The sequence below is a fragment of the Archangium lipolyticum genome, assembly GCF_024623785.1.
GTDB classification, from domain to species: Bacteria; Myxococcota; Myxococcia; order Myxococcales; family Myxococcaceae; genus Archangium; species Archangium lipolyticum.
This window is the reverse complement of sequence record NZ_JANKBZ010000001.1, coordinates 493,532-519,241: the sequence shown is the minus strand read 5'-3', so window position 1 is coordinate 519,241 and position 25,710 is coordinate 493,532. Positions and strand designations below refer to the sequence as shown.

Here is a 25,710-nt window from a genome sequence, read left to right as displayed (position 1 = left end):
GCCTCCGCCACCAGTCCCTGGCGGGAGTGCGCGGGCTTTCCTCGAGCTACTTGCCGGGCCGGGGCTGCGCGGCGCTCTCACCCTTGAGCCCGGTGAGGAGCAGCACGAGGGTGATGAGGGCGAAGAAGCCCACGCCCCACAGATCGGACTCCCGCAGCAGGCGGGAGAAGGCCGTGTCCCCGAGCAGATCGGGGATGCTGATGGCCCGGGTCCACGTCCCATCGCTGGCGATCTCCAGGAAGGCGATGAGCACGCCCGCGATGGCTCCTCCGGCGATGTAGCCCGAGGAGAGCAGGGTGCCAGGGGAGAACTCGGACTCCGCGGCCGAGCCCCCGCGCACCTTGTCCACCATGTAGCGCACCATGCCGCCCACGAAGATGGGCGCGCTGCTGGAGATGGGCAGGTACACGCCCACCGCGAAGGGCAGCGAGGACACTCCGCACAGCTCCAGCATCAGTGCGATGAACACGCCCACCAGCACCAGGTCCCACGGCAGCTTGCGGGTCAGGATTCCATCGATGATGAGCGCGAAGAGCTGTGCCTTGGGCGCGGGGTAGCGCGTGAGCTGCTGGCCCTCGTAGCTGGTGACGCGTCCACCGATGCCCGGATCCACCACGTAATGGATGACGCTCGCGTCGTCCGCCAGGTACGTGCCGGTGGGCACCGCGGTGTCCGCGCCCCGGACGTAGCCCACGCGCCAGGTACGCTGGGGCCCCCGGCTCACCGCGCCCAGGTCGGCCACCTTCACCGTCTGCCCGGAGCTCAGGCGCACCTCCGTGGCCCCTACGCGCTCCAGCGGCAGGTCGTTCCAGGCCCGCAGCTCGGTGGTGCCTCCTTCCTGGACCACCTCCAGGCCCTGCTTCCACATCGGGCCCTTCAGCTCCGCGAGCTTCACCCCCCGCGCCGCCAGCGCCTCCTCCGAGACCGCCCAGGAATAGGTCCACTGCGGCTTCGTCTCGTCGCTCAGCACGCTCACCTTCTGGCCGCCGTGCGACTCGGGGATGATGGCGGTGGCGCCTCGGTTGAGCACCACCAGCACCAGCCCGATGAGCAGCGCGCTGGTGAGCACTCCCACGAAGAGGGCGATCTGCTGCCGCCTCGGTGTCCCACCCACCAGGAAGGCCGTCTTCAGGTCCTGCGCCGTGGTGCCTCCGTTGGAGGCTGCGATCCCCACGATGGCCGCCGTGGTGAGCGCCATGAAGCGGTCCTCGGAGCTCGTCCACCCCAGCATCAGGTACACGAGGCAGGTGATGAGCAGCGTGGCCACCACCATGCCGGAGATGGGATTGGACGACGAGCCGATCTCCCCGGTGATGCGCGCGCTCACCGTCACGAAGAAGAAGCCGAACACGACGATGAGCAGCGCGGAGACGAGGTTGACGTGCAGCGGCGGCGCCAGCCAGATCGCCAGCACCATCAGCAGGCTGCCCACCAGCACCACGGTGATGGGCAGATCCTGCTCGGTGCGCAGCAGCACCGGGGCCGCCTGCTTGCGGCGCGAGGCCAGGAGGCTGTCCAGCCCCCGCCGGAAGGCACTGACGATGGTGGGCAGCGAGCGGATGAGGCTGATGAGCCCTCCCGTGGCCACCGCGCCCGCGCCGATGTACAGCACGTACGCGTCCCGGATCGTGTCCGGATCCATGTCCCGGATGAGCGTGCCGTCCGGCTGGAGCAGCGGCTGCTCGAGGCCACTGCCGAAGAACGTGATGAGCGGGATGAGGATGAGGTAGCTGAGCACTCCGCCCGCGAAGGTGATGGATGCCACCTGCGGGCCGATGATGTAGCCCACGCCGAGCAGCTCCGGGCTCACCTCCATGGACACAGAGCCGCCCGCGTACCCCGCCCGCCGCGCCACCCCGGCCGCCGTGGTCTCCACCCAGTTCAGCGCCACGCCCACCACCTCCTTGAAGAGGTGCAGGCCCGCGTAGGCGAACTTGTAGAGGCTTCCCACCGCGAAGCCCAGGATGACCGTGCGCGCGTTCGTCCCGCCCTCCTCACCGGCCACCAGCACGTCCGCCGCCGCCGTGCCCTCGGGGTAGGAGAGCTTGCCGTGCTCCTGGACGATGAGGCCCTCGCGCAGGGGAATCATCATCAGCACGCCCAGCACTCCGCCGAGTGACGCCACCAGGAAGCAGTGCATCAGGTCGATGTCGTAGCCCAGCAGCAGCAGCGCTGGGATGGCCGCCGCTATTCCGAAGGCGAGCGACTCGCCGGCCGAGCCCACCGTCTGGACGATGGTGTTCTCCAGCACGCTGGAGTTGCCCAGCGCCCGGAAGAAGGCGATGGACAGCACCGCAATCGGAATGGAGGCGGACACCGTCAGCCCCACCTTCACCGCCAGGTACACCGACGACGCTCCGAAGACGATGCCCAGCACCGAGCCCAGCACCAGCCCGCGTGCCGTCAGCTCCGGACGGGACTCGGTGGCCGGGATGTAGGGCTGGTGGACGGCGGGAGCGGAGGCCTGGGCGACGGGGACGCGGTCCTCGGAGATCGGTGGGCCGTGTGACACGGGGGCTCTCCTCACAGCGGGAAAGCGGCCCTTGTAGCAGATGGCGCCAGCCCGTGGAGCGGCGCCCGTCACGCGGTGTACGGCCCAGGAAAGACGAAACGCCGCCACCCCTCATCGGAGTGGCGGCGCCTCGCCTACTTCCCCCATACCTCTCCCCAGGAGACTCTTCGTCCGGCCTACTGCATGGACGCGGTGGTGTCCGGATCCACCTCGGCCATCAGCGCGGCCAGCTCGGCCTTGAGCTTGTCCTTCGCGCGGATCTCCAGCTGGCGGGCGCGCTCACGCGAGAAGCCGAAGTGCTCGCCCAGCTCCTTGAGCGTCATCGGGCGCTCGTTCATCACGCGCTGCTCGATGATGAAGCGCTCGCGCGGATCCAGCCGCATCAGCGCCGTGCGCACCCGCGCGTTGATCAGGCCCGCCTCCTCCTTGTCCGCGAACTCGTCATCCTGCGGCGCGCTCGCGCTCACCACGAAGTCCACGTGGCTGTTGCCACCGTCCTCGCCCATCGGCGCGTCCAGCGACAGGTCGCGCCCGCCCATGCGCTGCTCCATCTCGCGCACCTCGCCGGGCTTCACGTGCAGCCGCTTGGCGATCTCATCCACGTTCACCACCGCACCGTCGCCCGCCCCGAACTTCTCCAGCTCGCGCCGCGTCCGCGCCAGGCTGAAGAACAGCTTGCGCTGCGCCTGCGTCGTCCCGAGCTTCACCAGCGACCAGCTCTTCAGGATGTAGTTCTGGATGTACGCGCGGATCCACCACACCGCGTAGGAGATCAGCCGGATGCCCTTGTCCGGATCGAACTTCTGCACCGCCTTCATCAGGCCGATGTTCCCCTCCTGGATGAGGTCGGACATCTTGATGCCGTAGGAGCGGTACTCGTACGCCACCTTCACCACGAAGCGCAGGTTGCTCGTCACCAGCCGGTGGCCCGCGGCCAGATCGCCCTTGATGAAGCGGCGCGCCAGGGCCTGCTCCTCCTCCACCGTGAGCAGCGCGTACTGGTTGATCTCCGAGAGGTACATCGCGAGCGAGCCCGAGTTGGACGACTGCTCAGTAGAGAGCTGCATGGTTTCTCCCGAGAGGGCCCCGAGGGGGCCGGTGAGAAGAGGTTTGGGTCCGCGTGACAACTTGATGGAGGGTGCCTAGAGCAACGGGTGTGCCAGGGCTCCACGCGGGATTTCACCAGTCGCAACGCATACTTGGCCGATGCGACCGCACAACGGTGGACGGAAGTCCGTAGGAGTTACAGGGATGGATCGGCTGGACCGGGCGACTGAGGCTGAAATTGCTGCTCCTCTGTCCTCAAATGGCCTCCTGGTTTCGTTCCCGGCTTTCCCACCGGGACGTGGATGCGAAGGGAGGTCGTTCCCCCTTCGTCCCAACCGGTAATAAAGAGGTTGCGCATCCTCAGCCCAGTGCGCGGTTCCGCCCACTCGGAGACCGGGCGGGGGAGCAGGGGCTCCGTGGGACGCGCGCAGGGGATGGATTCGGGGTCCCTATACCCTCACCCCGACCCTCTCCCAGAGGGAGAGGGAGGGAAGGGCGGGATTCAGGCCCGGGCCTTCTGCTGGTGCTTCTCTTCCGGCGGCAGGGCCGCGATGGCCAGTTTCAAGCCTTTCAACAGCTGCGCGGACTCTCCGGGTTGGAGGGCCCTCTGCCCGAAACGCGCCTCCAGGTAGCGCCTCGTCAGCGGTGACACCGCCGGCGCCAGCGGGTGCGCCTCCCGGGTCAGTCTCGCCGAGACGTCCTCGAGCGTCTCTCCGTCTCGCGGCTTCACTCCCACCGCCGCCAGCTGCCGCTCCACCGCGTCCACGAAGCGTGTCGCCTCGAGCGCCTTCGTCCGCGGCTTGCGCCGCGACAGGTACCTCCACGCCTGGTACACGGCCACTCCCACCAGCACCGCCGTCACCCAGGCGCGCATCGGAGGCAGATCGAGCCGCTTCTTGTCTCCCGGCGCTCGCGGCGGACGCGTCAGATCCCTCACGAAGTTCATCTGGTCGCGGAACGAGTAGTCGACCACCGACGAGCGCCACGCCGACTCGATGGCCTCGTAGATCGACACGAGCGACTCCAGCAGCTCCAGCGACTGGTTGGCGCGGAACGCCGGGGGGGTCGCGTCCACCGTGACGAAGCCTCTCCCGGGCACCAGCACGTGCGTCCACGCGTGGGCGTCTCCCGCGCGCAGGATGTACTCGTCTCCGATCCGCTCCCCGCCGAAGAAGCCCGTGGCCAGCCGCGCCTGGAACCCCTGGCTGCGCAGCAGCAGCGTGAGCGCCGTGGCGAAGTGCTCGCAGTGGCCCGCCTTGCGCGCGAAGAGGAACTCCGTCAGCGGATCCGTCACGTCCCCGCCCAGCTCCAGCGTGTACGTGTACTCGCGCTGCAACCAGCTCGACAGCTTGTTGGCCGCCGTCAGCGGATCCTTCTCGTCGCCGAGCACCTGCCTGGCCAGCTCCGTGACGCGCGGATCCAGGTTGTCCGGCAGGGCCAGGAGCTGATCATGCTCCAGCTGCTCCAGCTTGCCCGGATCCGTGTCCGTCCCGGGCGGCACGCTGTACACCTCGTAGGAGTAGCCCAGCCCCTCCACCACGAAGCGCAGCTCGTCCCCGCCCAGCTCCTGCAATTGGGTGCGCCGGGTGCCCGTGGACGTGTGCACCAGCGCGTTGCCCAGCTTCGAGGGCGTCTCCAGGGCGATCAGCGTGCGGCTGCCGTAGGCGGGCAGCAGCTCGACCTTCTGGTACACCTGCTTGTCGGCACCCGGTCGCAGCGTCACGCGCGTGCGGCTGCGCTTCTTGGGCGCGCCGATCGTCGACCACTCCTGGCCATCGAAGGTGTCGTAGGTGCGGCCCAGCCAGTAGGCGCCGAGCTGCTCGGTGCCCGGATCCGGCGCCAGCGTCGCGCGCAGCACCACGCGGGGGTTGCTCTTGAGCGTCCCCGAGCCGCCCAGGCGCACCGTGTCGGAGAATCCGCTGGTGGCCGTGCCCAGCCCCGGCGACGCCCGGCGGGCCCCCACGTTCCAGTTGAGGCGCGGAAAGAGGATGAAGAAGGCCACCGCGCCCAGCAGCGCGAAGAGGGTGCCCTTCGCGAGCGGGCGCATCACCTCGCGCACCGGCACCGGCTCGCCCACGGGTACCGCCGCCTCCACCACCGCCAGCCCCAGCGACAGGCTCGCCAGCACCGCGAAGGCCATGAGGCACACGGCGAAGAACAGCTCGCCGGAGAGCGCCGCGCCGCCCGCCACCATCAGCAGTCCGGCCAGCAGTACCTGACCGTCCGTGGAGGGGCTCGTCTCCGACAACAGCCGCTGGCCGGCCACCAGGCCCGCGAAGGAGCAGGCCGCCACCACCAGGTCCATCCGTCCCGAGGCCACCGCCAGGTAGAGCGCGCCCGCCAACGGCACCAGCAACACCGCCGTCAGCCGGGGCAGGCGAGAGAAGGGACGCCGTCCCGTCAGCGCCACCACCAGCGCCACCGCGAAGAGCCCCAGGGCCCAGATGGGCAGCTGGCCGGATACGGCCATGGAGGCGAAGGCGGCCCCCGTGCCCAGGTCTCGCAGGATGAGCCGCAGCCGGTTCGGCCGTGTCATGCCGCCTCCTCCCGTTGCTCCTCGAAGCCCAGCCAGGCCAGCGCCCGGAGGATGCCTCGCTCCTGGCCGCTACCCGCGCCCGGACGCAGCCGGGTGCCTGGCAGCTCCAGCCCCACCTCGTGGCCGGCCTCGAGCAGCCGGTGCGCCTGCGCCGCCACCTCCTCGCAGCGCCGCTCCAGCACGTCCCCCGCCAGCCCCGTCTTCACGTCGAGGATGAAGGTGCGCCGCTCCTCGCGCTCGCGCTCCACCTTCAGGAGCTTCCCCGCCGAGGCGCTCTTCATCCAGTGCACGCGCCGGGCGTCCTCGTGCTCGCCCAGCTCCTTCAGGCCCGCCATGTCCCCGGTGCCGTCCATCCGGCGCGGGTTGTTGGCCTCGCCCACGTGCCCCACGGCCGCGTCCAGTGGATCCTCACAGGCGAAGCCTCGCCGCGGGTAGACGAGCAGGGTGCCCTCCAACGCGAAGACGCGCGTCTTGGCGAAGAGGCCCAGCGGCCAGGTGGTGGTGACGCGCACGCCCGACAGCTTCACCGGGCCTCGCCGGGGCGCGGTGAGATCGGCCCGCACCACGTGCTCCGCGCCCGCGGGCAGGTACCCCACGCCGCCCTCTCCGGTGAGGGGCGAGTCCACCTCGGACAGGGTGAGGGCGAAGGCATGCCCCCGCTTGCGGGTGATGCCCCAGCGGAAGGCGAAGGGCTCGCCCGCGAAGGCGCCCTCCGTGCCGATGCGCCGCACCGACAGATCCTTCAGACAGCGCTCGGACAGCACGCCGGAGAGGATGATGACGCTCAGCAACAACCCCAGCACCAGGTAGAGGAGGTTGTTGCCGGTGTTGAGCGCGCCCAGGCCCACGCCGAACGTCACCACGAGGTAGGTGCGTCCCATGCGCGTCACCTTGAGGGTGCGCGGGGGGCGGAGCGCGGCGCGCAGGCGGCGCCACCACGAGCGGGGTGGGGTGCTCACCGGGGCGCCGGGACCTTCCGGGAGACCTCCTCGAGGAGGTGCGTCGCCTCGTCGCGGGTGTAGGCGCCCTGGTTGGCGCTGCGCAGCAGGAGCCGGTGGGCCAGACACGGCCCCATCACCGCCCGCACGTCCCCGGGCGTCACGAAGTCCCGTGCCTCCCAGAGGGCATGGGCGCGGGCGGCCATGCCCAGCGCGAGCACCGCGCGGGTGGACGCGCCGCGCTCGATGTCTCCGTGCGAGCGCGTGGCCTGGGCCAGCCGCACCACGTACTCGGCCACCGTGTCGTCCAGGCGCTGCGCGGCCACCTGCATGCGCAGCTCGGCCAGCTCCTCGGGGGAGGTGACGGCCTGGAGCGCCTCCACGGGCGAGCTGGTGTCGCGCGTGGTGAGGAGGCGGGCCTCCACCTCGGGAGCGGGATGGCCCAGCGACAGGCGCATGAGGAAGCGGTCCAGCTGCGAGTCCGGCAGCGGGTAGGTGCCGGAGAAGTCCACCGGGTTCTGCGTGGCCACCACGGTGAAGGGGCGGGGCAGCACATGGGTGGCGCCGTCGAGGGACACCTGGCCCTGGGCCATGGCCTCCAGCAGCGCGGACTGGGTGCGTGGCGGGGCGCGGTTGAGCTCATCGGCCAGCACCAGCTGGCGGAAGATCGGGCCCGGGCGGAAGTTGAAGGTGGCGCTCTGGGCGTGAAAGACCTGGGCACCGAGGATGTCGGCGGGCATTAGGTCCGCGGTGAACTGGACGCGGGAGAAGGAGAGGGCGAACGAGCGCGCGATGGCTTCCACCAGCGTCGTCTTGCCCACCCCGGGGACGTCCTCCAGCAGGAGGTGTCCGCCCGCGGCCACGCAGGTGACGGCGAGGCGGACCTCCTTGTCCTTTCCCTGCACCGCCAGGGAGAGATTCGCGGCCACGCGCTCCAGGGTGGCTCGCGCGGTCGTGGGCGAGGGGAGGGGACTGACGGCTCGGGCAGGGGAGTTCATCTGGGGCCGCACTCTACCCCAGCCGTGCCGCACCAGAACCCCCCGGGTCTCGTGCTTGTACGATAAACGGGGATTCACTCGTGGTGGATCTCAGCCTGCTCGGGGGGCGAGCGGGAGCTCCACCGTGAACGTGGTCTCCACCCCGGGGGTGCTGTCCACGCGGATGTTCCCCCCATGGGCCCGGACGATCTGGCAGCTGATGTAGAGCCCGAGCCCCAGTCCTCCGTAGTGACGATCCGACACGGCCCGCTCGAAGCGCTCGAAGACGCGGGCCTGGTGCTCGGGGGGGATGCCGATGCCCTCGTCCCTCACGCTGAGCACCGCCCGGTCCTCGTGGGCCTCGACGCGCACGCGCACGGGCTTGCCGGGGCCGTACTTGAGCGCGTTCTCCACGAGGTTCACCAGCACCTGCTCCAGGCGCAGCCGGTCCCATTGGCCCACCACCGGCCCGGGGGCGTGTACCTCCAGGGCGCAGCCCGCCGCCGCCGCCTGGGGCTCGATCCGGCCCACCGCCTCCCGGGCGATGCTCACCAGATCCACCTCCTCGAGCCTCGGCTGGAGCCGGCCCTCGACGATCCGGGACACGTCGAGCAGGTCCTCCACCAGCCGCACCAGCCGTTGGATCTGTCGTCGCCCGGTCTCGGCGTTGTGGTGGACGAGCCGGGTGAAGGGCGTGTCGGGCTGGGAGCTGGCCGCCCGTTGGAGGCCGTGGAGCAGGAGGTTGAGCGGGGTCAGTGGCGTGCGCAGCTCGTGGCTGGCCACGGAGAGGAACTCATCGCGCATGCGGATGGATTGCTGGAGCTGGAGCTCGCCCTGCTTGCGGTGGTGGATGTCGGTGATGGCACCGAACCACTCCCGGGGGCTGCCATCCGGATGGCGGAGGAGGACGGCCCGCGACAGGACGTAGCGCCAGGTGCGGTCCTGGTGGCGGTACAGCCGGAACTCGACTTCGTAGTCGGTCTTCTGGGTGACGGCCCTGTTCCAGACCTCGGCCGTCCTGGGGCGGTCCTCGGGATGGACGGCCTCCAACCAGCCTCCGGGGCTGAGCCACTGCTCGCGCGTCTGGCCCGTGTAGGCCCGCCACGAGGGCGAGTCCTCCACGATTCTTCCGTGCGCATCGACCGACCAGAGGATGCTGGAGCTGGCCTCCACCAGGGTGCGGAGCCGCTCCTCGCCGTGGCGCAACTGCTCCGCCAGCACCTCCAGGTTCTTGTGCGCCAGCACCTGGTCCGTCACATCGAAGATGAAGACCGCGGTGCCATCGATCGCTCCGGTGGCGTCGTGCGTCGGTTGGACGATGAGGGTGAGATACAACGTCCTCAGGGAGCCGTCCGGCTGTGGCAGCAGCGTCAACCCCTCCTGGGCGACATAGGTCTCGCCCGTGGTGTAGACGCGATCCAGGATGGTGATGAAGCCCTGCTCCTCCGCCTTGGGGAGGACCTCCCGGACGGGCTTGCCCAGCACCGGCCTGTTGCCGATCAGCTCGGAGTTGAGGGGATTGGAGAGGATGTAGACGTGCTCCGGGCCCTGGAGCAGGGCAATGCCGGCCGGGGCCTCGGTGAAGAGCTGCTGGAGGCGGCGGCGTTCGGCTTCCGTCTCGGCCCTGGCGGCCTCCACCTCCCGCGCGAGCTGAAGCCGCCGGGCCTCGTCGCGCTTGCGCCCGGTGATGTCGACCGAGACGCCGTAGATGAGCTCGCCGCTCGCGTAGAGGCGGTGGGTGAACCAGCGATCCCAATCGGCGAAGGTGTAATGGGTGTCGAACTGCTCGCTCTGGCCTGTCCGGGCCACCCGGTGGAAGGCCTGGTGGAACGGGGTGCCCACCACGCTGGGAAATTCCTCCCAGAATCTCCGGCCGAGCAGCTCCTTCGAGGGCCTGCGAAGCAACTGCCCCGCCGCGGGATTGAGGTACACGAACCTCCCGTCCCGGGTGTAGATGCCAATGGACTCTGGCAGCTGCTCATACAGCCCGATGTCCAGTCCGACAGGATACGGACCGTCCAAGTCAAAGGCGGATGGCCCCAGGGGAGCTATGGGAGGATCTGGGGGCGACGAGGGAGTCAAAGGTGTCTCCTCGAATCACTCCCTATTCTTGCTCCCTGGGGCGCACGCTGGCGTCCCTCCCTTGAGTGGGAGGCCGCTATCCCACGGAGGAACTCCGCGCCAGCTGATCTGCTTTTCCCTCGCCCGATGACTCAGGCGAGCACTTCTTCCGGCGTGTAGTACGCGCGCGGAGGCGCGACGTTGCCGGTGGTCAGCCCGAAGTAGCGGAACATCCGCTCGTGATGTCCGGCAAGACCCCGGAACTGGACCTTGCGCTCGCTCAGCCCGTGGGTGAGCACACCCACCGCCGAGTCCCTGAACTCCCGCAGGTGCGTGAAGTCGACCACGACTTCCCGCGCTCCCAGCTCCTCGAGGGAGCTGCGCAGTTGCATCGCGGTGCGGCCATCCAGAGTGCCCATGAGCCGCAGGGTCAACCGACCAGCATGCTCTTCTCGATGAATTTCCAGCCCCACCATGGTTTCGTCTCTCTCCTAGAAGCCGCATGCGTCCATTGGAGCCGGGCATGTCGGGTACGCCCGGTCCGGAGTGGAACCACCCACCCCGGCGCACAACAACCGGCGACGTAGAGTGCAGCCGAATTTTCTAGAAAGGCAGTCACACCCCTGAAAAAACGGCGTGATTGTCTGGCACCGGGCTCGCAATTTGTTGGCCAGCCATCAACCCGGTCCACCGGATGTTTTCTTCTGTTCTTCCAGCCGGGTGAGCTCGCGTGCCTGCTGGGCTTTCAGGCGGCGGAACTCGCGCATCACCTTGGCGGGATAGCCCTGCATGAAGCGATCACGCACGTCCCGCTTGGCGAGGATCTTCTTCGCCAGCCCCGGCCCGGCATTGTACGCCACCAGCGCCCGCTCCGGAGAGCCGAAGCGCTGGATGAGATCCGCCAGATAGGCCGTCCCCAGCTCCACGTTCAGTTCCGAATCGAACAGATTGGTGTGGCGCTGCAGCTTGAAGCCCGCCCGATCCGCCAGATAGGTGCCCGTGTCCGGCATCACCTGCATCAGTCCCATCGCGCCCACGTGGGACACCGCGTAGTTGTTGAAGGAGCTCTCACAGCGGATGACCGCCACCACCAGCATGGGGTCCACCCCGTTGCGCCTGGCCTCGCGGACGATCGCCATCGCCAGCCGGCGCTGCTGCCGCTCCGGGAGGCGCGAGGCCTGCACCGCCGCCACCACGCCCAGCGCCTCGGCCTCCGCGTAGAGGGCCGCCTCCTCCTCCAACCGCGCCAGGTGGGCCTCCCGCTCGGCCAGCTTCATCTTCAGCTCCGCCATCTCGGGACTGTTCTCCCCCGGGATGTAGGGCTGGAAAGCTCGCGCGCCCGTCCCCACCAGCATCCCCACCGCCACCATCGCCACCGTCCACCCTCTCATTCACGCCCTCCCCGCGCCCGCCGAGCGAGCCGCGCGCCCCGTGTGGCCGACGTCCGCCGAAGCAGTCACCGTGCCATGAAGGCAAACCCCTGGAATCACGAGCCGGCCGCGGTGGGAGGGCATGGGCCAGCCGGAAAAAAAGACAGACATGGGTAGACGTCTGCTCACTGTGAGGCTGTCGAAAGGAGGGATCCGGAGGCGATCGGAGGGCTTGCCGTGTCGCGTCTGACACCCCAGCTTTGCGCCCGGTCCCCGGGGGCTCTACCCAGGGAGAGGAGCGGGCGGCGTGTACTGGACGATGAGTGCGATCCTGTTCGTGCTGTGGGTGCTGGGATTGATCAGCGGTTCGACGGAAGGCCGGTGGGTGCACCTGTTGCTGATCTTCTCGATGGTGACCCTCATCCTCGCGGTGGCGCGTCGGGGGCGAGGGGCGTTGGCATGAGCAAGGCACCCGCGATCATCCATCTGGAGCTGCCGCGGGACGCGAGCGGCTTCGTGCGGCGCGAGTGTCCGCAGTGCCACAGGGACTTCAAGACGCGTCCCTGCCGGCACGACGCGAGCATCCTCCAGCGGCGGCTGGCCTCGCTCTTTCCTTTCGAGAACGCGCACGAGAGCTTCGATGACGTGCCGGAGTGGTGGTGCCTGTACTGCGGCCACCGGGCGCCAGGAGATGAGTGGCTCACCCCCGCGCAGCAGAACCATGTGGAGGCGCTGGCACGCGCGTGGGCCAACCACGTGCGCTACGAGCAGCTGGCCTACGTGTCGCGCACCCTGTCGCTCAACCCCCGACCCACCTTCGTCAGCGTGGAGCCGGAGGCGCTGCCGGGGCCCATGCCCCAGGACACGGATGACCTGCGCGTCATCCCCCTGTTGTGCTGTGGAGACGAGGTGAAGGCCCTCTGGGACTGGGAGGGCCCGCTCCACTGCCCGCGCTGCGGGACCCGGCACGGGGGCTTGAGCGGCCGGCAGCAGATCCACCTACAATTGATCGAAGAGTAGACGGCGGCGGTCGACCGGGGGCAGTCTCCCGGACATGTGGCGGACGGCCCGACTGGTGGCTCCGCTCGCCCTCCTGCTGGTGGCGGGGAGCGCGGGCGCTCACGATGCGGACATCCTCTATGCGCAGCTCTGGCGTCCGGAGGCGGGCGGGCCCGAGGTGCGTGAGCGGCTCACGCTCACCGCGGAGACGCTCGGCCTCCTCATTCCCGTGGACGCGGACGGGGACGGAGCGCTCTCCCAGGCGGATCTGGACGCGCGCACCCAGGCGCTGGCGGTGGGCATCTGGGATGCCATTCCCCTGACGGCTGGAGGCCGGCCCTGTACCCGCACCGGTGCCTCCGCCATGGTGCGGGCGTCCTTCGTGGAGCTCGGCGCCACCTTCTCCTGTCCGGCCGGCCAGCTCCGCCAGCGCTTCTCCCTGCTGTCCCTGCTGCCTTCCAACTACCGGGTGGTGCTCGGCTCCTTCATGCAGGGCGAGCAGGGGCAGCGCTTCGCGGACGCCCAGCAGCCCACACTCGTGGTGTCCGAACCGGGACAGCCAGCGCGGGGGGAGGGCCCCTCGGGGCTGCTCGAGTGGGTGGTGTTGGGCGTCACGCACATCTTCGAGGGAATCGATCACCTGACCTTCCTGCTGGCGCTGCTGCTGGTGGGAGGGAGCTTCCGGCGGGTGCTGCTGCTGGTGACGGCCTTCACCGTGGCCCACTCGCTCACCCTGGGGGCCACCGCGCTGGGCTTCATCCTCCTGGACGATGCGCGCACGCGCTGGGTGGAGGCGGCCATCGCCGCGTCCATCGTCTGGGTGGCGCTGGAGAACCTGCTGCTGCGCGAGCACCGCCACCGGGCCCTCCTCACGTTCCTCTTCGGGCTGGTGCACGGCTTCGGCTTCGCCAACGTGCTGAGCGGCTACGGCCTGGGCGACTCGGTGATGACGGGTCTGTTCGGCTTCAACCTGGGGGTGGAGCTGGGCCAGGCGGCGGTCATCGCCGTGCTGCTGCCGCTGGTGCGGCTGGTGCAACGTCGTCCCGCGGTACACCTCCAGACGGTGCGCGGTCTGTCGCTCCTCATCCTCGCGACCGGCGGTTATTGGTTGATGGAGCGCGCTCTGGGGTAGATCGGTTGAATCCCAGCGGAACCGTCCCTACTTTCGTCGCGGGATAGGGGGCAGGATCTGGGGAGGGCCGATGGGCGCAAGGCATACCCGCTTGGCTGCGGCGTTAGCAGCTGCATGGGAGTCCGAGGTGGTTTCGGCGCGTCGCATGACGATGCTCGCCGAAAGGCTCGGAGATAGCCGCGGGCGGGCGCGGCTGATGGTTCTGGCGGCTTTCTGCAGGGCACACGCCTCGCGGTTGCTGGCACGTCTGGCGGCGCTCGGCCGGGGGCCGCTGCCGGTGCCGCCCGAGGAGATTACCCTCGACGACGACACGGTGATGGAGCTGCGCAGGGAAGGCTCCTTCGCCCGTGCCTCGGCGGCCCGCTATGAGTCCACCGCTGAACTGGCCCGCCAACACGCGGACCTGTCCAGCGCCTGGGTCTGCGAGCTCAACCGCACCGAGGAACAGGATCGTGCCCGGGAGCTCTTCGCCCTGGCCGAGGGGGCCGCCCAGGCCGCCGCAGAGGCCAGCGCCTCTTCGGTCGCCGCCGCACCGGCCGATAGCTGACAGCCTGCTCGCCTTGGGCATAAAACAGGGGGCATGGCCAAGGCGGAGAGCTACAACGATCTGATCTTCCAACTGGGCGATCTCGCGAGGGATCGCCTCGCGGGCAAGCCCAACTGCCCCCGCACCATGGACCGCGTCTACCGCGCGGAGTCGGCGGTGGTGGCCCGGCGCGACGAACTGGCCGCGCTCGAGCAGCAGATGAACGACGAGGACGCGGCCTGGCAGGACTACCTCGCCCAGTACGAGGCGGACCGCGCCGTCCAGTACGAGATCGTCAAGAAATGGAAGAAGGCGGTGGACGCCGTCGAGGCGCAGACGAAGACCCTGCGCAAGACGTTGTCCACCCGGCGCGCGGACCTGCGCTATGCCCAGGACGCGCTCAGGAAGCTGGAGAAGAAGCACGCCGACCTGGAGCTCACCACCCAGGATCCGGTGAAGCTGGGCGTCTCCCGCGACAACCTCAAGAAGAACCGCATCCAACAGATGCGGCTGGCCCGCGAGGTGGAGGAGCTGGACCGGGAGGTCTCCCAGGCGCTCACTCCCAAGCCCGGTCAGCCCGGCGCCGCCGGCATCCTGGCACACAAGCGCATGCTCGAGATGGAAGACGAGATGAACGCCCGCAAGGAGGCGTTCGAGCAGGCGATGGCGGAGATCGACCAGGCGATCGCCGAGAAGGACACCGAGGTGAAGGCCGCGGAGGATTATCTCGACCAGGCGTTGTTCCTGCTCGGCGAGGACGTGTACGCGCAGCGCATCCAGGACGCGCAGCTCGCACCGTTCTACCCGCGGTTGGATCGCGCGGAGTGAAGCGCCCACCCTCCCGCCGTGCTTGACGGTGGGGGGCAAGCTGCTACATTGCGCCGCTTCCTGGCGTCCGGGGACTGAAGTCGGACGCAAACTGCTGAAATCATTGACGTTTTCGCGCAATTGGCGCGAGTTGTGAGGACGACGTGAAGGGTCTCATTGGCAAGAAGATCGGAATGACCCAGGTGTTCAACGAGGAGGGTAACCTCGTTCCCGTGACGGTGGTCGACGTCAACACCTGCCAGGTCGTGGGCAAGCGGACTCCGGAGAAGGATCAGTACTCGGCGGTGACGCTGGGCTTCGGGGAGATCCGCGAGAAGAGCCTGAACAAGCCGCAGCTGGGCTTCTTCAAGAAGGGCAATGCCCCGCTGCGCCGTCACCTGAAGGAGTTCCGGGTGAGCGCGGAGGAGGCCGCGGGCTACAACGTGGGCGACGCCGTGAAGGCGGACCTGTTCGCGAAGGGCCAGCTGGTCGACGTGACGGGCATCACCAAGGGCCGTGGCTTCCAGGGCGTCATGAAGCGCTGGAGCTTCAAGGGCTCGCAGACGGCCACGCGTGGTACCCACGAGTACCGCCGTCACCCGGGCGCCATCGGTCAGCGTAAGACGCCCGGCCGCGTGTACCCCAACAAGAAGCTGCCCGGTCACTACGGCGTGGAGCAGGTCACCACCCAGAACCTGACCGTGGTGGACGTGGACGTGGAGAAGGGCCTGCTGCTCATCAAGGGCTCCATCCCCGGCCACAACGACGGCATCATCGTGGTGCGCCCGAGCATCAAGGTCGCCCTGCGCGATCAGCACAAGGCCGCCCGCACCGCCGCCGCGAAGTAATGCCGTAGGCCCCGTGTGTGCTCCCTCCCTCGCCCAGGGGGAGGGCCGGGTCACTCGTCCTACCGAGCCTCCAGGCACCGCCACAGGGCCCCCATTCCGACGCCCCGCTCCGGTCTACCCACCGGGCGGGGCGTTCGTGTTTCCGCGGGTTCAGGCGTTCTGTCCCCCATCCACCGTGAGGCTGGTCCCCGTGACATGAGTGGCGTCCGGCCCGACGAGGAATGCGACCGCGGCCGCGATGTCCTCCGACTTGCCATAGTGCCCCACGGCGCTGAGTCCGAGCTGCTTCTCGGCTCTCGGTCCGTGCGCCGGGTTCATGTCGGTGTCGGTCGAGCCGGGGTTGACCAGGGTCACGGCAATCCCCCGTGGCCCCAGATCCCGAGCCAGGCCCTTGGTCAGCGAAACCAACGCCGACTTGGTCATGGAGTACACCGTGACGCCACCATAGGCCACGCGCTCGGCGAGATTGCTGCCGATGTTGACGATGCGACCGCCACGAGGCAGGTGCGGGATGGCCGCCCGCGTGGCCAGCACGACCGCCCGGATGTTGACGTTCAGAAGCGCGTCGATGTCCTCGAGCGCCATCTCCTCGAGCGGACCTCTCCGGGCGATGCCCGCGTTGTTGACGAGGATGTCCAGACCGCCAAGCTGTTCGACCGTCGCCGAGACGGAATGCTGCACGGCCGCGGGATCGGCGCTGTCGGCCCGCAGGGCGATGACCTTCCTCCCGAGCGCCTCGATCTCCCCTGCAAGCGCTTGGGCTGCTTCGGCCGAGCGCTGATAGGTGAAGGCGATATCCGCGCCCTCCGCCGCGAGCCTTCGCGCGATCGCCGCACCGATTCCACGACTGGCCCCGGTGACGAGCGCCTTCTTGCCAGCAAGCTTCGACATGCTGTTCCCTTTCTGTGATGGTCGACACAAAATCCTCGATGGAGATAGGAGCGTCAAGGGGTTTTTGTGCCGACCACTACAGAAAAGCGGGTGCCCAAGCGCGGCCGCCCAAGAGAGTTCGACCGGGAGGCGGCGCTGTGCGCCGCGATGGAGCTGTTCTGGAGCAAGGGCTACACCGCGACGTCCATCGCGGAGCTGTGCGCGGCCATGGGGATCAACTCGCCCAGCCTCTATGCGGCGTTCGGCGGCAAGGAAGCCCTCTATGAGGCGGCCCTGGAACAGTACGAAGAGACCCATGGTCCCCTCGTCTGGGGCGGGTTCTCCGAGGCTCCGACCGCGCATGGCGCGATCGAGGATTGGCTGCTCAGGTCCGCCGATGTCCTGACCAGGTCCGGAAAACCCCTGGGATGCATGGTGACGCTCGCCTCCCCGGGGGACGAGGGCCATGCCGGACTGAAGGCGCTCATCGTGGAGAAACGCGCCCATGTGCTTCAGCGCGTCCGCGAGCGCATCGAGCGCGCCATGGCCGAAGGAGAGCTTCCACGAAACGTGGATCCACTGCCCATCGCCCGGTTCTACGTGGGCGTCCAGCAGGCGATGTCCATCCAGGCCCGTGACGGAGCGACCCGCGAGGATCTGCGGGCCACGGCCCGGCTCGCCATGAAGGCGTGGCAATCACTGACGGAAGCGAGCCGGTAGACCCGACCCGGCTCGCCCGTCGTCAGCGGCCCTCCCAAGAGGCGGCCGGTCACGAGCCTTACTGGGACAGGCAGACCCACTTGTTGGAGGGGATGTTCTGGCAGAAGCACTCGCCAAAGGTGCCATTGGCCCACTGGCAGCCCAACTCCGCTTCCGGACGACAGACGCGGCCCTGGAGATACTCACAGCTCTGGATGAGCTCGGCGGAGTCCTGACCGAGCTCCGAGCCTTCCTCCGTCACTTCCGCTCCACCACAGCCCATCCCGAAGACAGAAACGACGGCGACCATCGCGAGCCCACGAAGAAACATGATGACACTCCTTTTCGCTGGTGATGTGCGAATGCAACAGCGTACGGAAGTGCCGGTCAAGGCTTCCCTGAAACTCGCGATGTCACTGCAAAGCTCCGTGCCCAGCGTTCTCAGTGTTTGAGATTGCGGAACGGACTGTTGGCCGACCTTCAGACCGTGAAAGAGAACGTGACCGTGTAGTCGTTCGTCACGTTGCCATCGCCGCGGCGCTGCGTGAACCGCAGCGTCTTGACGACCGGCAGGAGGTCTTTGTTGAGCCGGTCGATGTCAGCGGCGGTGAGGGCCAGGTGCTTGACCGTCTCGACGAGGTCGTCCTCGTTGGGATTGAGCGGATCGAGGCCCAGGAGGCGGTTCGTCTCGATGCTTCCCGTCATGTTGCTGATCATCGCCGTGACGTAGGCGCTGTAGGACCTGTTGGTGTTGGGGGCGCGGGCGGCGAGCAGGTCCGTGCGCACCCTACCGCGGATGGCGTCAGGGCTCGATCCGTCGTTCTCGCACATCGCCACGAGAAAGATGACGTCCTGAGGGTGGGCGATCGGGCGGGGGCCGCTGTCGAGATCCCAGAAGTTCGGGCGGTTGGCCGACGAGAGGTGGGAGGTGTAGTGCGTCTCGCCCGCATCGACGCCGATCCACGGACCGATCTTCAGCACGTTGATGTCCGGGAACGTCACGCCGACGACTCCCAGGTTGACGGCGTCGGTCATGTCGAACGTGGCGATGAGCAGGTACGGCTCGTCGTGGCCGACCTCCTTGCTGACGTCGTGGCACTGGATCTTGTCGACCTTGGCCGAGACCGGCTTGGGGACGGGGTTGGCGGCCTGTGCCTCCTGGTCCTGGCACAGTTTGAGGGCCGCCTCGGCCTCCGCGAGGTCGGCCTCGATGCGGTCGAGTTCCGCGCTCGCGGCCTCGTATCCCGCGTTGTGGGGGAGACTCTCCAGCAGCTTCAGCTGCTCATTGCGACGGTTCCGCAGGGCGGTGACTTCGGACTGTTGGGTGGTGCAGCTCATGGCTTTCCTCTCCGTCCCTCGCTCGTAAAGGGCCTCGACCCCCACAGATAGAGAGTGCCCGCGATGGGAAAAGGACGAACGGGCGCGCTTGCGAGGTCGAGTCTGGCTGAGGAGTCAGCAGCCGGATTCAACCAGTCGAAGTTCCCGCAGAAGGCCAATGTGGCCTGAGGGAGCAACGGGCTCAGCCAGCCTGGAGCGCCTGAAGCTCAGCGGTCGCGTGGGCGGCCTGCAGATGTCGCTCGATCAGTGCCAGGGTCTCATCCCAGTCGAGCTTCTCGCCGTTGACCTTGATGCCGGCCATGCTCACCGCGATGCGGCGCTTCTTGCCCTTGGGGAACACCACCGCCTGCGACACCAGCAGGCCGCGCAATCGGGTCGCGGTGGGCAGGGAAGTGTTCTCGCCGACATGGAAGTTGATCCAGGTCTGCGACAGCTCGGCGATCTCCAGGCCGTTGACCTCGACCAGCGGCAGCGGCGCGGACAGATTGGTCACCTGCAGCTCGGTGCGGGTCAGCACCATGTGTGGCGTGGCGCCATCATTGCGATGCTGGTAGGCGAGCACCACACCGAACAGCGCCAGCGCCAGCAGGAAGGCGATCATGCCCCAACTCGGCGACGCCTGCGTCTTCATCATGTAGATCGCCAGCGCCAGCGGCGCCACGCCGAACACCGGGCCGCGGTAGAAGAACTTCTTGGTATCGCGGAACTCGCTGCGCTCGGGCGCGTTGGCGATGATCTGCTTGAGCTCACGGATCGCCTCGGCCCGCTCGGCCTTGCTGTGATGGGCGAAGTCTTCGCTGAGCGACTGCGCCAGGTTCTGGATGGCGTCGGGGGATCGGGATTTGGACATGGGAAGCTTCCTTGGGGAAGAATGAGAGGGTTTCAGGCGGCCTGTGTGCGGCTGGCCAGCATTCGCGTGAACCATGAGGTCTCCGCCTCACCGGGCTTGCGAGTGGCTTGCCGCAGCAGGTCCGGGTCGAGCGATTCGACGAGGGCCTCGAGCCGCGTACGGGTCGGGGGATGGGTATCGACCGGGTGGGCGATGGTGTGTTCCAGCGTCTCCTGGGTCAGTGTCAGCTCGGTCCGCCGAAGCCGTTCCAGCAGGGCCTGGATCAGGTTGCTCCCCCGCAGCCGCGGATCGGCCAGCAGTTGATCAATCACCTCGGACACCGCGGTCACCCGGATCAGCGCCGAGGCACACACGGCGGGGCCCCCGACGCGCGCGCCGACCTGATCCGCGGCGAGTTCCTGCTGGCGGCTCCAGTGGTGATAGGCGCGGTCGAACTGGTCGAGGTAGTACACCGAGGCCCAGATGGCGGGACGGTTGAACCAGCTCGGATGCTCCTCGTCCTGCTGCAGCAGCACGGCGATCTTCTGCCGCATGCGCTGGTACAGCGGCGACAGCTGTGCGCCATGGTCGGTGTCTTGGTGCGAGAAATGCCCGAGCTCGTGGCCGATGATCGCGGCTGTCTCGGCCTGGCTCAGCACACTGGCGAAGGTCAGTGGGATATACAGCGTGCGGCCATTCAGCATGAGCTGCTGCGGCTCGACCCGCACCGGCGTGCTGGTGACGAAGAAGCCATTGACCAGGCCGACCACGATATGGTCCGGCCGCGGCACGTCGAGCTTGCTGGCGATGCCGTCGACCCACTTCCACAGCCCTGGCGCGTCGTCGCGCGCCTGCACCCGGCCGAGCACGTCCACGCTCGAGGATTCCAGGGGCGCAAGCTCGCGGCGGGCGCGGAAGAATAGCCAGGTGGTAGCCCAGCTCGCGCCCCACCACGGCAAGGTGAACACCACCGCCACGAAACCGTGGGTGGACCAGTGGGTATATGACCATACCGCCTCGTACAGCGCGGTGGCGGCCAGCGCCGTCAACATCAGACCGATGTGCCACAGCAGCATCCGCGACACCGCATCGAAGCTCGCTCCCAGATGACTCAGCAGGTAATCGAACGAGCGATGCGCGCGGCGGCTGTCGACGCGGATCTTCAGCACGAGGACCAGGCCCATCACGAAGGCGCCGAGCTCACCAAGCAGCACGGCGGTCGACAATGCGCGGCGCAGCATCAGGCTGCCCCGCTGAGCCTCGAGAAAGCGCAGCTTCTCCTCGAGCTGGCTGGCACGCGACTCCGTCCTCATCCGCTTCATCTCCGCCGCACGGCCGCTCTCACCGGTATCGGGCGGGTTGCGCAGCTGCGCCAGCCGCTGTGGCAGCCTCACCAGGTCCTGCTCGCTCTCCATCACCCGGAACCACTGCAGCGCGGAGTAGGGCATCAAGCCAAGAGGGAGCAGCAGCAAGAAAGCGAGGACTTTGCGTTGGATGGCGTGGTCGTTCATGGATGGCGGTGGCGGCCCATGCGCTCTCCAGGGCCGCGAGGTCTCGAGGACCCGTTTCAGCGCCCTCCCAACATTCGGAGCGCCAGCTCGGTGTGAATATCCGCGAGGGTCTCGATATCGAGCGTGCCCGCCGGCTCGTACCAATACGGGAGACGCACGCCCATCGCGGAGATCGCCGCCGCGGTGGCAACCGTGTGGGGAGGAGAGAACCGCCCCATCGCCACGCCGCGCTCGATGACCTCGCGCAAGAAGGCGGCGGATTGGTTTCGCAGTGCCATCGCCGGTGCGGCGAGCTCGGGTGGCAGGGCGTGGATCTCCTCGTTCACCACGACCGCCAACTGCGGGTGGGTCGCATGCAGGCGGGTGTGGACCCGGACGAGCGCTCGCACCTGCTCCGCCGGTTCGGTGCCCGCGTTCAGCAGCGCCCCGCGGAGTGCTTCGTGGTGCGCCTCGTGGCCAATCTGGACGAGCTCCGCGAGGATGTGCTCCTTGGAGGGGAAGTGCGAGTAGAGCGCGCTCGGTTGGAGCTCCAGCTCCTTCGCGACATCCCGGATCGACGTGCCGTGAAACCCCTCGCTCGCGAAGAGCCGCAGGGCCGTCTCCAGTATTCGCCGCCGTGTGCCGTTGGGCACCGTTGCCGGAAGGGTCGCCTTCTGAGCCTGCAGATGTGATCGAGGAAGGGTGCGCATGACCGGCCTTGCTGAACGAACGTTCGTTCAGGCGGGCGGGTGGGTAACACACTCTCTTTGCGCTTTTCAATCGTTTACGAGGGCGGACGGATTTTTGAACCTGTCTTCGACGAGAGTGGAGGGGCCGCTGAGGGGGCTGGGGGGCAGGGGGGATGCCAGGTCCGTGGAGAGGCCGCGCAGCCCTCATCAAGGTGTGGACCCAGACAAGGAGAAGACAATGACGAATCCTATCAACCTGATGGCGCCAGAAGTTCTCGCGAATCCCGGATCGCGGCCAGCGACATCACCCTCTCGGGAGTGACCGTGCCGCGAGGGGCGATGGTGTTCCCGCTGCTCTCCTCCGCCAATCGAGACGAGCGGAAGTTCCCGGATCCGGATCGATTCGACCTGCACCGGGGCTCCCCGTCTCATGATCTGCAACCCTCGCCCCCGGCCTGAGAGGCTGAGACCCTCACGAGGAGGGCACGTGGCGCGAGACCCTGCTCGTCAGGCGTGGGCCTGGAGGATCCGGGAGGCCGCCAGGGAGCTCATGGCCATGATCGTCCACTGCGGGTTGACCGTGATGCTCGTGGGGAACACGGAAGCATCCACGACGTAGACGTTGTCGAGCCCGACGACGCGGAAGTCCTCGTCCACCACCCGCTCGTCCCGGTGGAGGGATTGCCGCCCCGCCATGAGATTGCCGCCCTGGGGGTGTGCCGTGTTGACGAGGAGGTCCTGCATGCGCAGCCGGTAGGTGGAGAGCCGCCGGTTGAATTCCCGGATGTTCTCCTCGGTGGGCTCGAACTCCACGCCCGGCCGGGTAGGCAGGGCGATGCGACGGGCCCCCGCGCCCCTGCCGAGCTCCAGCAGCATCCCCAGGGCATAGCGGATGTGCTCCTCGTCCTTCGGGCCCAACTTCCAGGTGAAGGACTGGCCGTTGATGAGAGAGGGCTGGCGCTCGAGCACGCCGTTCGACTCCGACCCGACGAGGGCTCCGAAATTGACGAGGTGGCGGTAGCGCTCCATCACCGCGCGGTGGCGGTCGAAGTAGAACGGGAGCGTCAGGGCGAACGCCCCGGGGGGATTGAAGTAGGTCTCGAAGAGGGCGCGGTTCTGCGAGTCCTTCGTCCCCAGGGTGATCTGCTCCCCGTCGAACGCATCCACCACCCGGTCCAGCTCGAGGGTGGCGGGCAATGCGAAGTTGCAGCTCATCCGCTGGCCTACCGGCCGCTCCACTCCGCTGCGCATGAGGAAGTGGCTGCTGGCGATGACTCCACCCGCCACCACGAGCGCCTTCCGGATCCGGATGCGATGGAGCATGCCGCCCACGGTTCGGACCAGCACGGACCCGGCGCGCTGCCCGGACCTGGTGAAGCTGATGGCGGTGCACTTCGGCAGGAAGGCCACCCCTCGCGCCTCCGACCAGGGAATGAAGGTCTCCAGCATCGAGCGCTTGCCGAGGTACTTGTTCCCCAGGTTCCACAGGCCATCTCCCACCGCGGCCGGGGCATTGACGTCGACCACGCGCACGGGCTCCAGCTTGCTCACGCCCGGCGTGGCGTTGAAGGACTCCACCGCCTGCTCGAAGACGGCTCGGACCACCTGGTTGATGCCGTCAGCCGGGAGCGGACCGATTCCGAGCTCGCCCGCGATCCGGTCGTACTCCGCCGGCAGCGACCCGAGGTCGAGCCCGTACTCCCGCTGCCAGAGCTCGTGGATGTGATCGGGCATCCGGTAGCAGACGGCGTTGTTGATGACGCTGCCACCCCCGACACACTCGCCCTGGAGGACGATCATGTCCGCGCGTTTCGTCTGCTGGATGCCGCCTTCCTTGTAGAGCTTCGCCACCATGTCGAGCTCGTACTCGCTGAAGTCCTGGAGGGGGGCATAGCGGTCTCCCCGCTCGAGCACGGCGATGGTCGCTGTCTTTTCCTCACGCGCCAGACGGTAGGCCGCCACCGCGCCCCCAGGCCCCGAGCCTACCACGAGGTAGTCCACCTCTTCGGGCAGGGGCTTGTCCTCGCCAGGGGTGATGACGCGAGGCGCGGGCACCCGCCGCGCGGGCGCGCTGGGGCGGAAGTTGGCGAGATCCCGCTCGTCCGTGGGCAGCAGCGCCATCCCCTGCGAGGGAGGCGCGGACGAGGGCGAGTCCCCCTGCAATCGCAGCCGCCCCCCAGGGGGGACATAGCCAATCCTCCCCTGTCTCGCGCGGCTCGCATAGACGGCGAACAGCACGACCGAGTGTGCCGCGACGGCCAGCTGATAGGCCAGGCCCGCCAGCTCCGGCACGAAGGAGCGCTGCCTCTCGTGCTCGTGCCGGATGAGGTACTTCCGCAGGAAGTAGCGCTGCTCCTCGGGAGACATGATCGAGAATCCGGGGTGCAGTCCGAACACGGGAGGGAGGAGCACCTCGAGGAGCCAGAAGGGGAAGTTCAGCAGGCCGCGCCTGCGCCCGCGGATGTTGGCGGCGTACCGATCGACGGCCTGGACCACGTCCGAGCGCTCGCGAGGAGGGAACAGTGCGTCGTGGATGCCGAGGATGGCCTGCGCGCTGGGCGCCCGGAAGGAGGTGATCGTGTACTCCACGTTGTAATAGAGGCTCCGCAGGGTGGAGAGCGCGGCCACCACCCCCACGAATTCCAGGACGTGCAACATGAGATAGCGGGTGATGGAGAGGGGCCTCTCTTCTCCCGGAAGAGCGACCGTCGCGCTCCCCACCGCCAGGAGCAGCACGCCGAGGAGGATGGCGAGGCCGAGCGAGAAGCAGAGGAGCCCGGTGAGGGCGTCACGCAGATACTGCTGGCGGGCCATCGACAGGCACAGGAAGGCCAGCGTGCTGTAGAGGGTGAGCGAGTTGCCTAGCGTTGGATCTGGAAAGGAAAAGAGTGCGTCCCACCCACGCAGGGGCAACTGGCCGAAGCGTCCGATGAGCGAGACGACGATGACCGCGCTTGAGTAGGCGGCGAGTCCGAGCAGCACGTACCGCCACAGCGTCAAGGGCAGGGAGAATGAAGAGAGGAGCGTTTCGCTCTCGCCCTGGGCGGAGTCCTTCCTGGTGCGCCAGAGGATCCACAGGAAGAGGAGGATCATCCCTCCGTCCACCAGCGACGAGGTCAGGAGGAAGTCCCGGTAGGGCGTCCCCGGCGGGTCTACCGCGTAGAAGACAAGAGAGGCCACCACGGAGACCGCATGCCCGAGGAGCAAGGCGAGCGTGGCCGTCTGGCGGAGCCGGGGGTTGTACGCCCCGGTGAAGGCGAGACCTGTCATCAGGCCAATCTTCGCCACGGTGTTGGTGGCGAGATAGGCATTGGCATAGGTCATCTCGAAGAGCATGCCCACCGAGGGGGGCCAGGCCGCCGCACCGAGCCCTCCCAGCAGCAGCAACGCCAGGTAGCCGAGATAGGCCAACCCGAGGAGGCGAAGGATCCAGAACCCGGCGTCACGGGCAGGCCTCGGCACTGCTCCTTCGATCCAGGACTCGGGGAAGAGGGACTGACCGGGGGGAACCTCCTGGCGCGCATTCGCCGGCACCTTGGGGCGAAACGCCGAGGCGAGGAGCCGGCTGATCCAGAGGCAGACCGGCCCGATGAGGAGGGCATCGACGGACAGGGTGAAGAGAAAGCGGAGGGCCGGGGGCTCGATCCGGGAGATGAAGGTCCCCGGGGTATACATCCACACGGCGCGCAGGCCATGGGCCCGGAAGTGGTCTTCCAGATACAGGTCCAGCGCGTACAGCGGGAGCAGGACGAGCGCGTAGAGGAAGAGCGAGCTCGACTTCCGGAAGGTCACCAGGAGCGGAGCGGCGAGCAGGGTGAAACCCGCCACCTCGGCGGCGATACCCCACGGGCTGCTGAACTCGATGAGGTGGAATACGGGGGTGATGAACCCCACCAGCCCGGCGGACACCACAGCCGTCACGGCCATCGCGAGCAGGTAGCGGGGTGCTGCCGACAACCCATCGAGAGGGTCGACACCCGGATACCCCCGGAGATGGAATGGCACTGGCATGCAGTCACGCTATGGTCGGTGTGAAGTCCAG

The 25,710-nt window shown here is 68.1% G+C and carries 23 protein-coding genes; 8 read left to right on the top strand and 15 right to left on the bottom strand.

What is annotated here, in order from left to right:
* Nucleotides 1-46: 46 nt before the first annotated feature.
* The 8 genes from NR810_RS01805 to NR810_RS01770 all read right to left on the bottom strand — a co-directional run bounded on the left by NR810_RS01805 (nt 47) and on the right by NR810_RS01770 (nt 11,462).
* Entirely contained in the window at nt 47-2,512 is a 2,466-nt protein-coding gene (locus NR810_RS01805; RefSeq protein WP_257446773.1) for an OPT family oligopeptide transporter, read from the bottom strand.
* 176 nt (nt 2,513-2,688) lie between these two features.
* Nucleotides 2,689-3,579, bottom strand: coding sequence for an RNA polymerase factor sigma-32 (locus NR810_RS01800; protein WP_204219158.1), 891 nt, complete (start codon nt 3,577-3,579; stop codon nt 2,689-2,691).
* A 482-nt stretch (nt 3,580-4,061) separates the two neighbouring features.
* Nucleotides 4,062-6,095 (bottom strand): transglutaminase TgpA family protein, encoded by a 2,034-nt coding sequence (locus tag NR810_RS01795; RefSeq protein WP_257446764.1) that lies wholly within the window; start codon nt 6,093-6,095, stop codon nt 4,062-4,064.
* Entirely contained in the window at nt 6,092-6,976 is an 885-nt protein-coding gene (locus NR810_RS01790) for a DUF58 domain-containing protein (RefSeq protein WP_257447743.1), read from the bottom strand. The genes NR810_RS01795 and NR810_RS01790 overlap by 4 nt, the downstream gene beginning before the upstream one ends.
* A 74-nt stretch (nt 6,977-7,050) precedes the next feature.
* Nucleotides 7,051-8,031, bottom strand: a complete 981-nt coding sequence (locus NR810_RS01785; RefSeq protein ID WP_257446761.1) for an AAA family ATPase — start codon at nt 8,029-8,031, stop codon at nt 7,051-7,053.
* A gap of 90 nt (nt 8,032-8,121) precedes the next feature.
* Nucleotides 8,122-10,032: a sensor histidine kinase gene (locus NR810_RS01780; RefSeq protein ID WP_257446758.1), complete on the bottom strand. Its 1,911-nt coding sequence runs from the start codon at nt 10,030-10,032 to the stop codon at nt 8,122-8,124.
* A 191-nt stretch (nt 10,033-10,223) separates the two neighbouring features.
* Nucleotides 10,224-10,505, bottom strand: coding sequence for an STAS domain-containing protein (locus tag NR810_RS01775; protein WP_306817765.1), 282 nt, complete (start codon nt 10,503-10,505; stop codon nt 10,224-10,226).
* A gap of 243 nt (nt 10,506-10,748) precedes the next feature.
* Complete coding sequence (locus NR810_RS01770) at nt 10,749-11,462, bottom strand: lytic transglycosylase domain-containing protein (protein WP_257446752.1); 714 nt, start codon at nt 11,460-11,462, stop codon at nt 10,749-10,751.
* 286 nt (nt 11,463-11,748) lie between these two features.
* Between NR810_RS01770 and NR810_RS01765 the strand changes: the two genes are divergently transcribed.
* The 6 genes from NR810_RS01765 (at nt 11,749) to rplC (ending at nt 15,753) form a co-directional block, all read left to right on the top strand.
* Nucleotides 11,749-11,904, top strand: a complete 156-nt coding sequence (locus tag NR810_RS01765) for a lmo0937 family membrane protein (RefSeq protein WP_257446749.1) — start codon at nt 11,749-11,751, stop codon at nt 11,902-11,904.
* Nucleotides 11,901-12,461, top strand: a complete 561-nt coding sequence (locus tag NR810_RS01760) for a hypothetical protein (protein WP_257446747.1) — start codon at nt 11,901-11,903, stop codon at nt 12,459-12,461. Before NR810_RS01765 ends, NR810_RS01760 begins: the two co-directional genes overlap by 4 nt.
* Before the next feature lie 34 nt (nt 12,462-12,495).
* The gene (locus NR810_RS01755; RefSeq protein WP_257446744.1) at nt 12,496-13,572 is read left to right on the top strand and encodes a HupE/UreJ family protein; all 1,077 of its coding nucleotides are present in this window, start codon (nt 12,496-12,498) and stop codon (nt 13,570-13,572) included.
* Nucleotides 13,573-13,717: 145 nt separating this feature from the next.
* The gene (locus NR810_RS01750; protein WP_257446742.1) at nt 13,718-14,119 is read left to right on the top strand and encodes a hypothetical protein; all 402 of its coding nucleotides are present in this window, start codon (nt 13,718-13,720) and stop codon (nt 14,117-14,119) included.
* Nucleotides 14,120-14,152: 33 nt separating this feature from the next.
* Nucleotides 14,153-14,926, top strand: a complete 774-nt coding sequence (locus tag NR810_RS01745; protein ID WP_257446739.1) for a hypothetical protein — start codon at nt 14,153-14,155, stop codon at nt 14,924-14,926.
* 143 nt (nt 14,927-15,069) lie between these two features.
* Entirely contained in the window at nt 15,070-15,753 is a 684-nt protein-coding gene (gene rplC / locus NR810_RS01740) for a 50S ribosomal protein L3 (RefSeq protein ID WP_257446737.1), read from the top strand.
* A gap of 150 nt (nt 15,754-15,903) precedes the next feature.
* Here the strand turns inward: rplC and NR810_RS01735 are convergent, their stop codons facing one another.
* On the bottom strand, nt 15,904-16,644 hold the full coding sequence (locus NR810_RS01735; RefSeq protein ID WP_257446736.1) for an SDR family NAD(P)-dependent oxidoreductase: 741 nt from the start codon (nt 16,642-16,644) through the stop codon (nt 15,904-15,906).
* A gap of 66 nt (nt 16,645-16,710) precedes the next feature.
* Here NR810_RS01735 and NR810_RS01730 point away from each other — a divergent pair, with 66 nt between their 5' ends.
* Nucleotides 16,711-17,343, top strand: coding sequence for a TetR/AcrR family transcriptional regulator (locus NR810_RS01730; protein ID WP_257446735.1), 633 nt, complete (start codon nt 16,711-16,713; stop codon nt 17,341-17,343).
* 58 nt (nt 17,344-17,401) lie between these two features.
* On the opposite strand, the gene NR810_RS01725 is transcribed toward NR810_RS01730, so the two are convergent.
* The 5 genes from NR810_RS01725 to NR810_RS01705 form a co-directional block, all read right to left on the bottom strand.
* Nucleotides 17,402-17,653, bottom strand: a complete 252-nt coding sequence (locus NR810_RS01725) for a hypothetical protein (RefSeq protein WP_257446734.1) — start codon at nt 17,651-17,653, stop codon at nt 17,402-17,404.
* A 149-nt stretch (nt 17,654-17,802) separates the two neighbouring features.
* Nucleotides 17,803-18,660, bottom strand: a complete 858-nt coding sequence (locus tag NR810_RS01720; RefSeq protein WP_257446733.1) for a hypothetical protein — start codon at nt 18,658-18,660, stop codon at nt 17,803-17,805.
* Nucleotides 18,661-18,841: 181 nt separating this feature from the next.
* Nucleotides 18,842-19,510 carry a hypothetical protein gene (locus NR810_RS01715; RefSeq protein WP_257446730.1) on the bottom strand — a complete coding sequence of 223 codons (669 nt, stop codon included), beginning with the start codon at nt 19,508-19,510 and terminating at the stop codon, nt 18,842-18,844.
* Nucleotides 19,511-19,542: 32 nt separating this feature from the next.
* A complete protein-coding gene (locus NR810_RS01710) occupies nt 19,543-21,000 on the bottom strand; it encodes a M48 family metallopeptidase (RefSeq protein ID WP_257446727.1) in 1,458 nt (485 codons plus the stop codon).
* A 56-nt stretch (nt 21,001-21,056) separates the two neighbouring features.
* Nucleotides 21,057-21,689, bottom strand: a complete 633-nt coding sequence (locus NR810_RS01705) for a TetR/AcrR family transcriptional regulator (protein WP_257446725.1) — start codon at nt 21,687-21,689, stop codon at nt 21,057-21,059.
* Nucleotides 21,690-21,728: 39 nt separating this feature from the next.
* Here NR810_RS01705 and NR810_RS51990 point away from each other — a divergent pair, with 39 nt between their 5' ends.
* Complete coding sequence (locus NR810_RS51990; RefSeq protein WP_326522482.1) at nt 21,729-22,127, top strand: cytochrome P450; 399 nt, start codon at nt 21,729-21,731, stop codon at nt 22,125-22,127.
* Nucleotides 22,128-22,175: 48 nt separating this feature from the next.
* On the opposite strand, the gene NR810_RS01695 is transcribed toward NR810_RS51990, so the two are convergent.
* Nucleotides 22,176-25,625, bottom strand: a complete 3,450-nt coding sequence (locus tag NR810_RS01695; protein WP_257446721.1) for a GMC family oxidoreductase N-terminal domain-containing protein — start codon at nt 25,623-25,625, stop codon at nt 22,176-22,178.
* Nucleotides 25,626-25,710 lie beyond the last annotated feature (85 nt).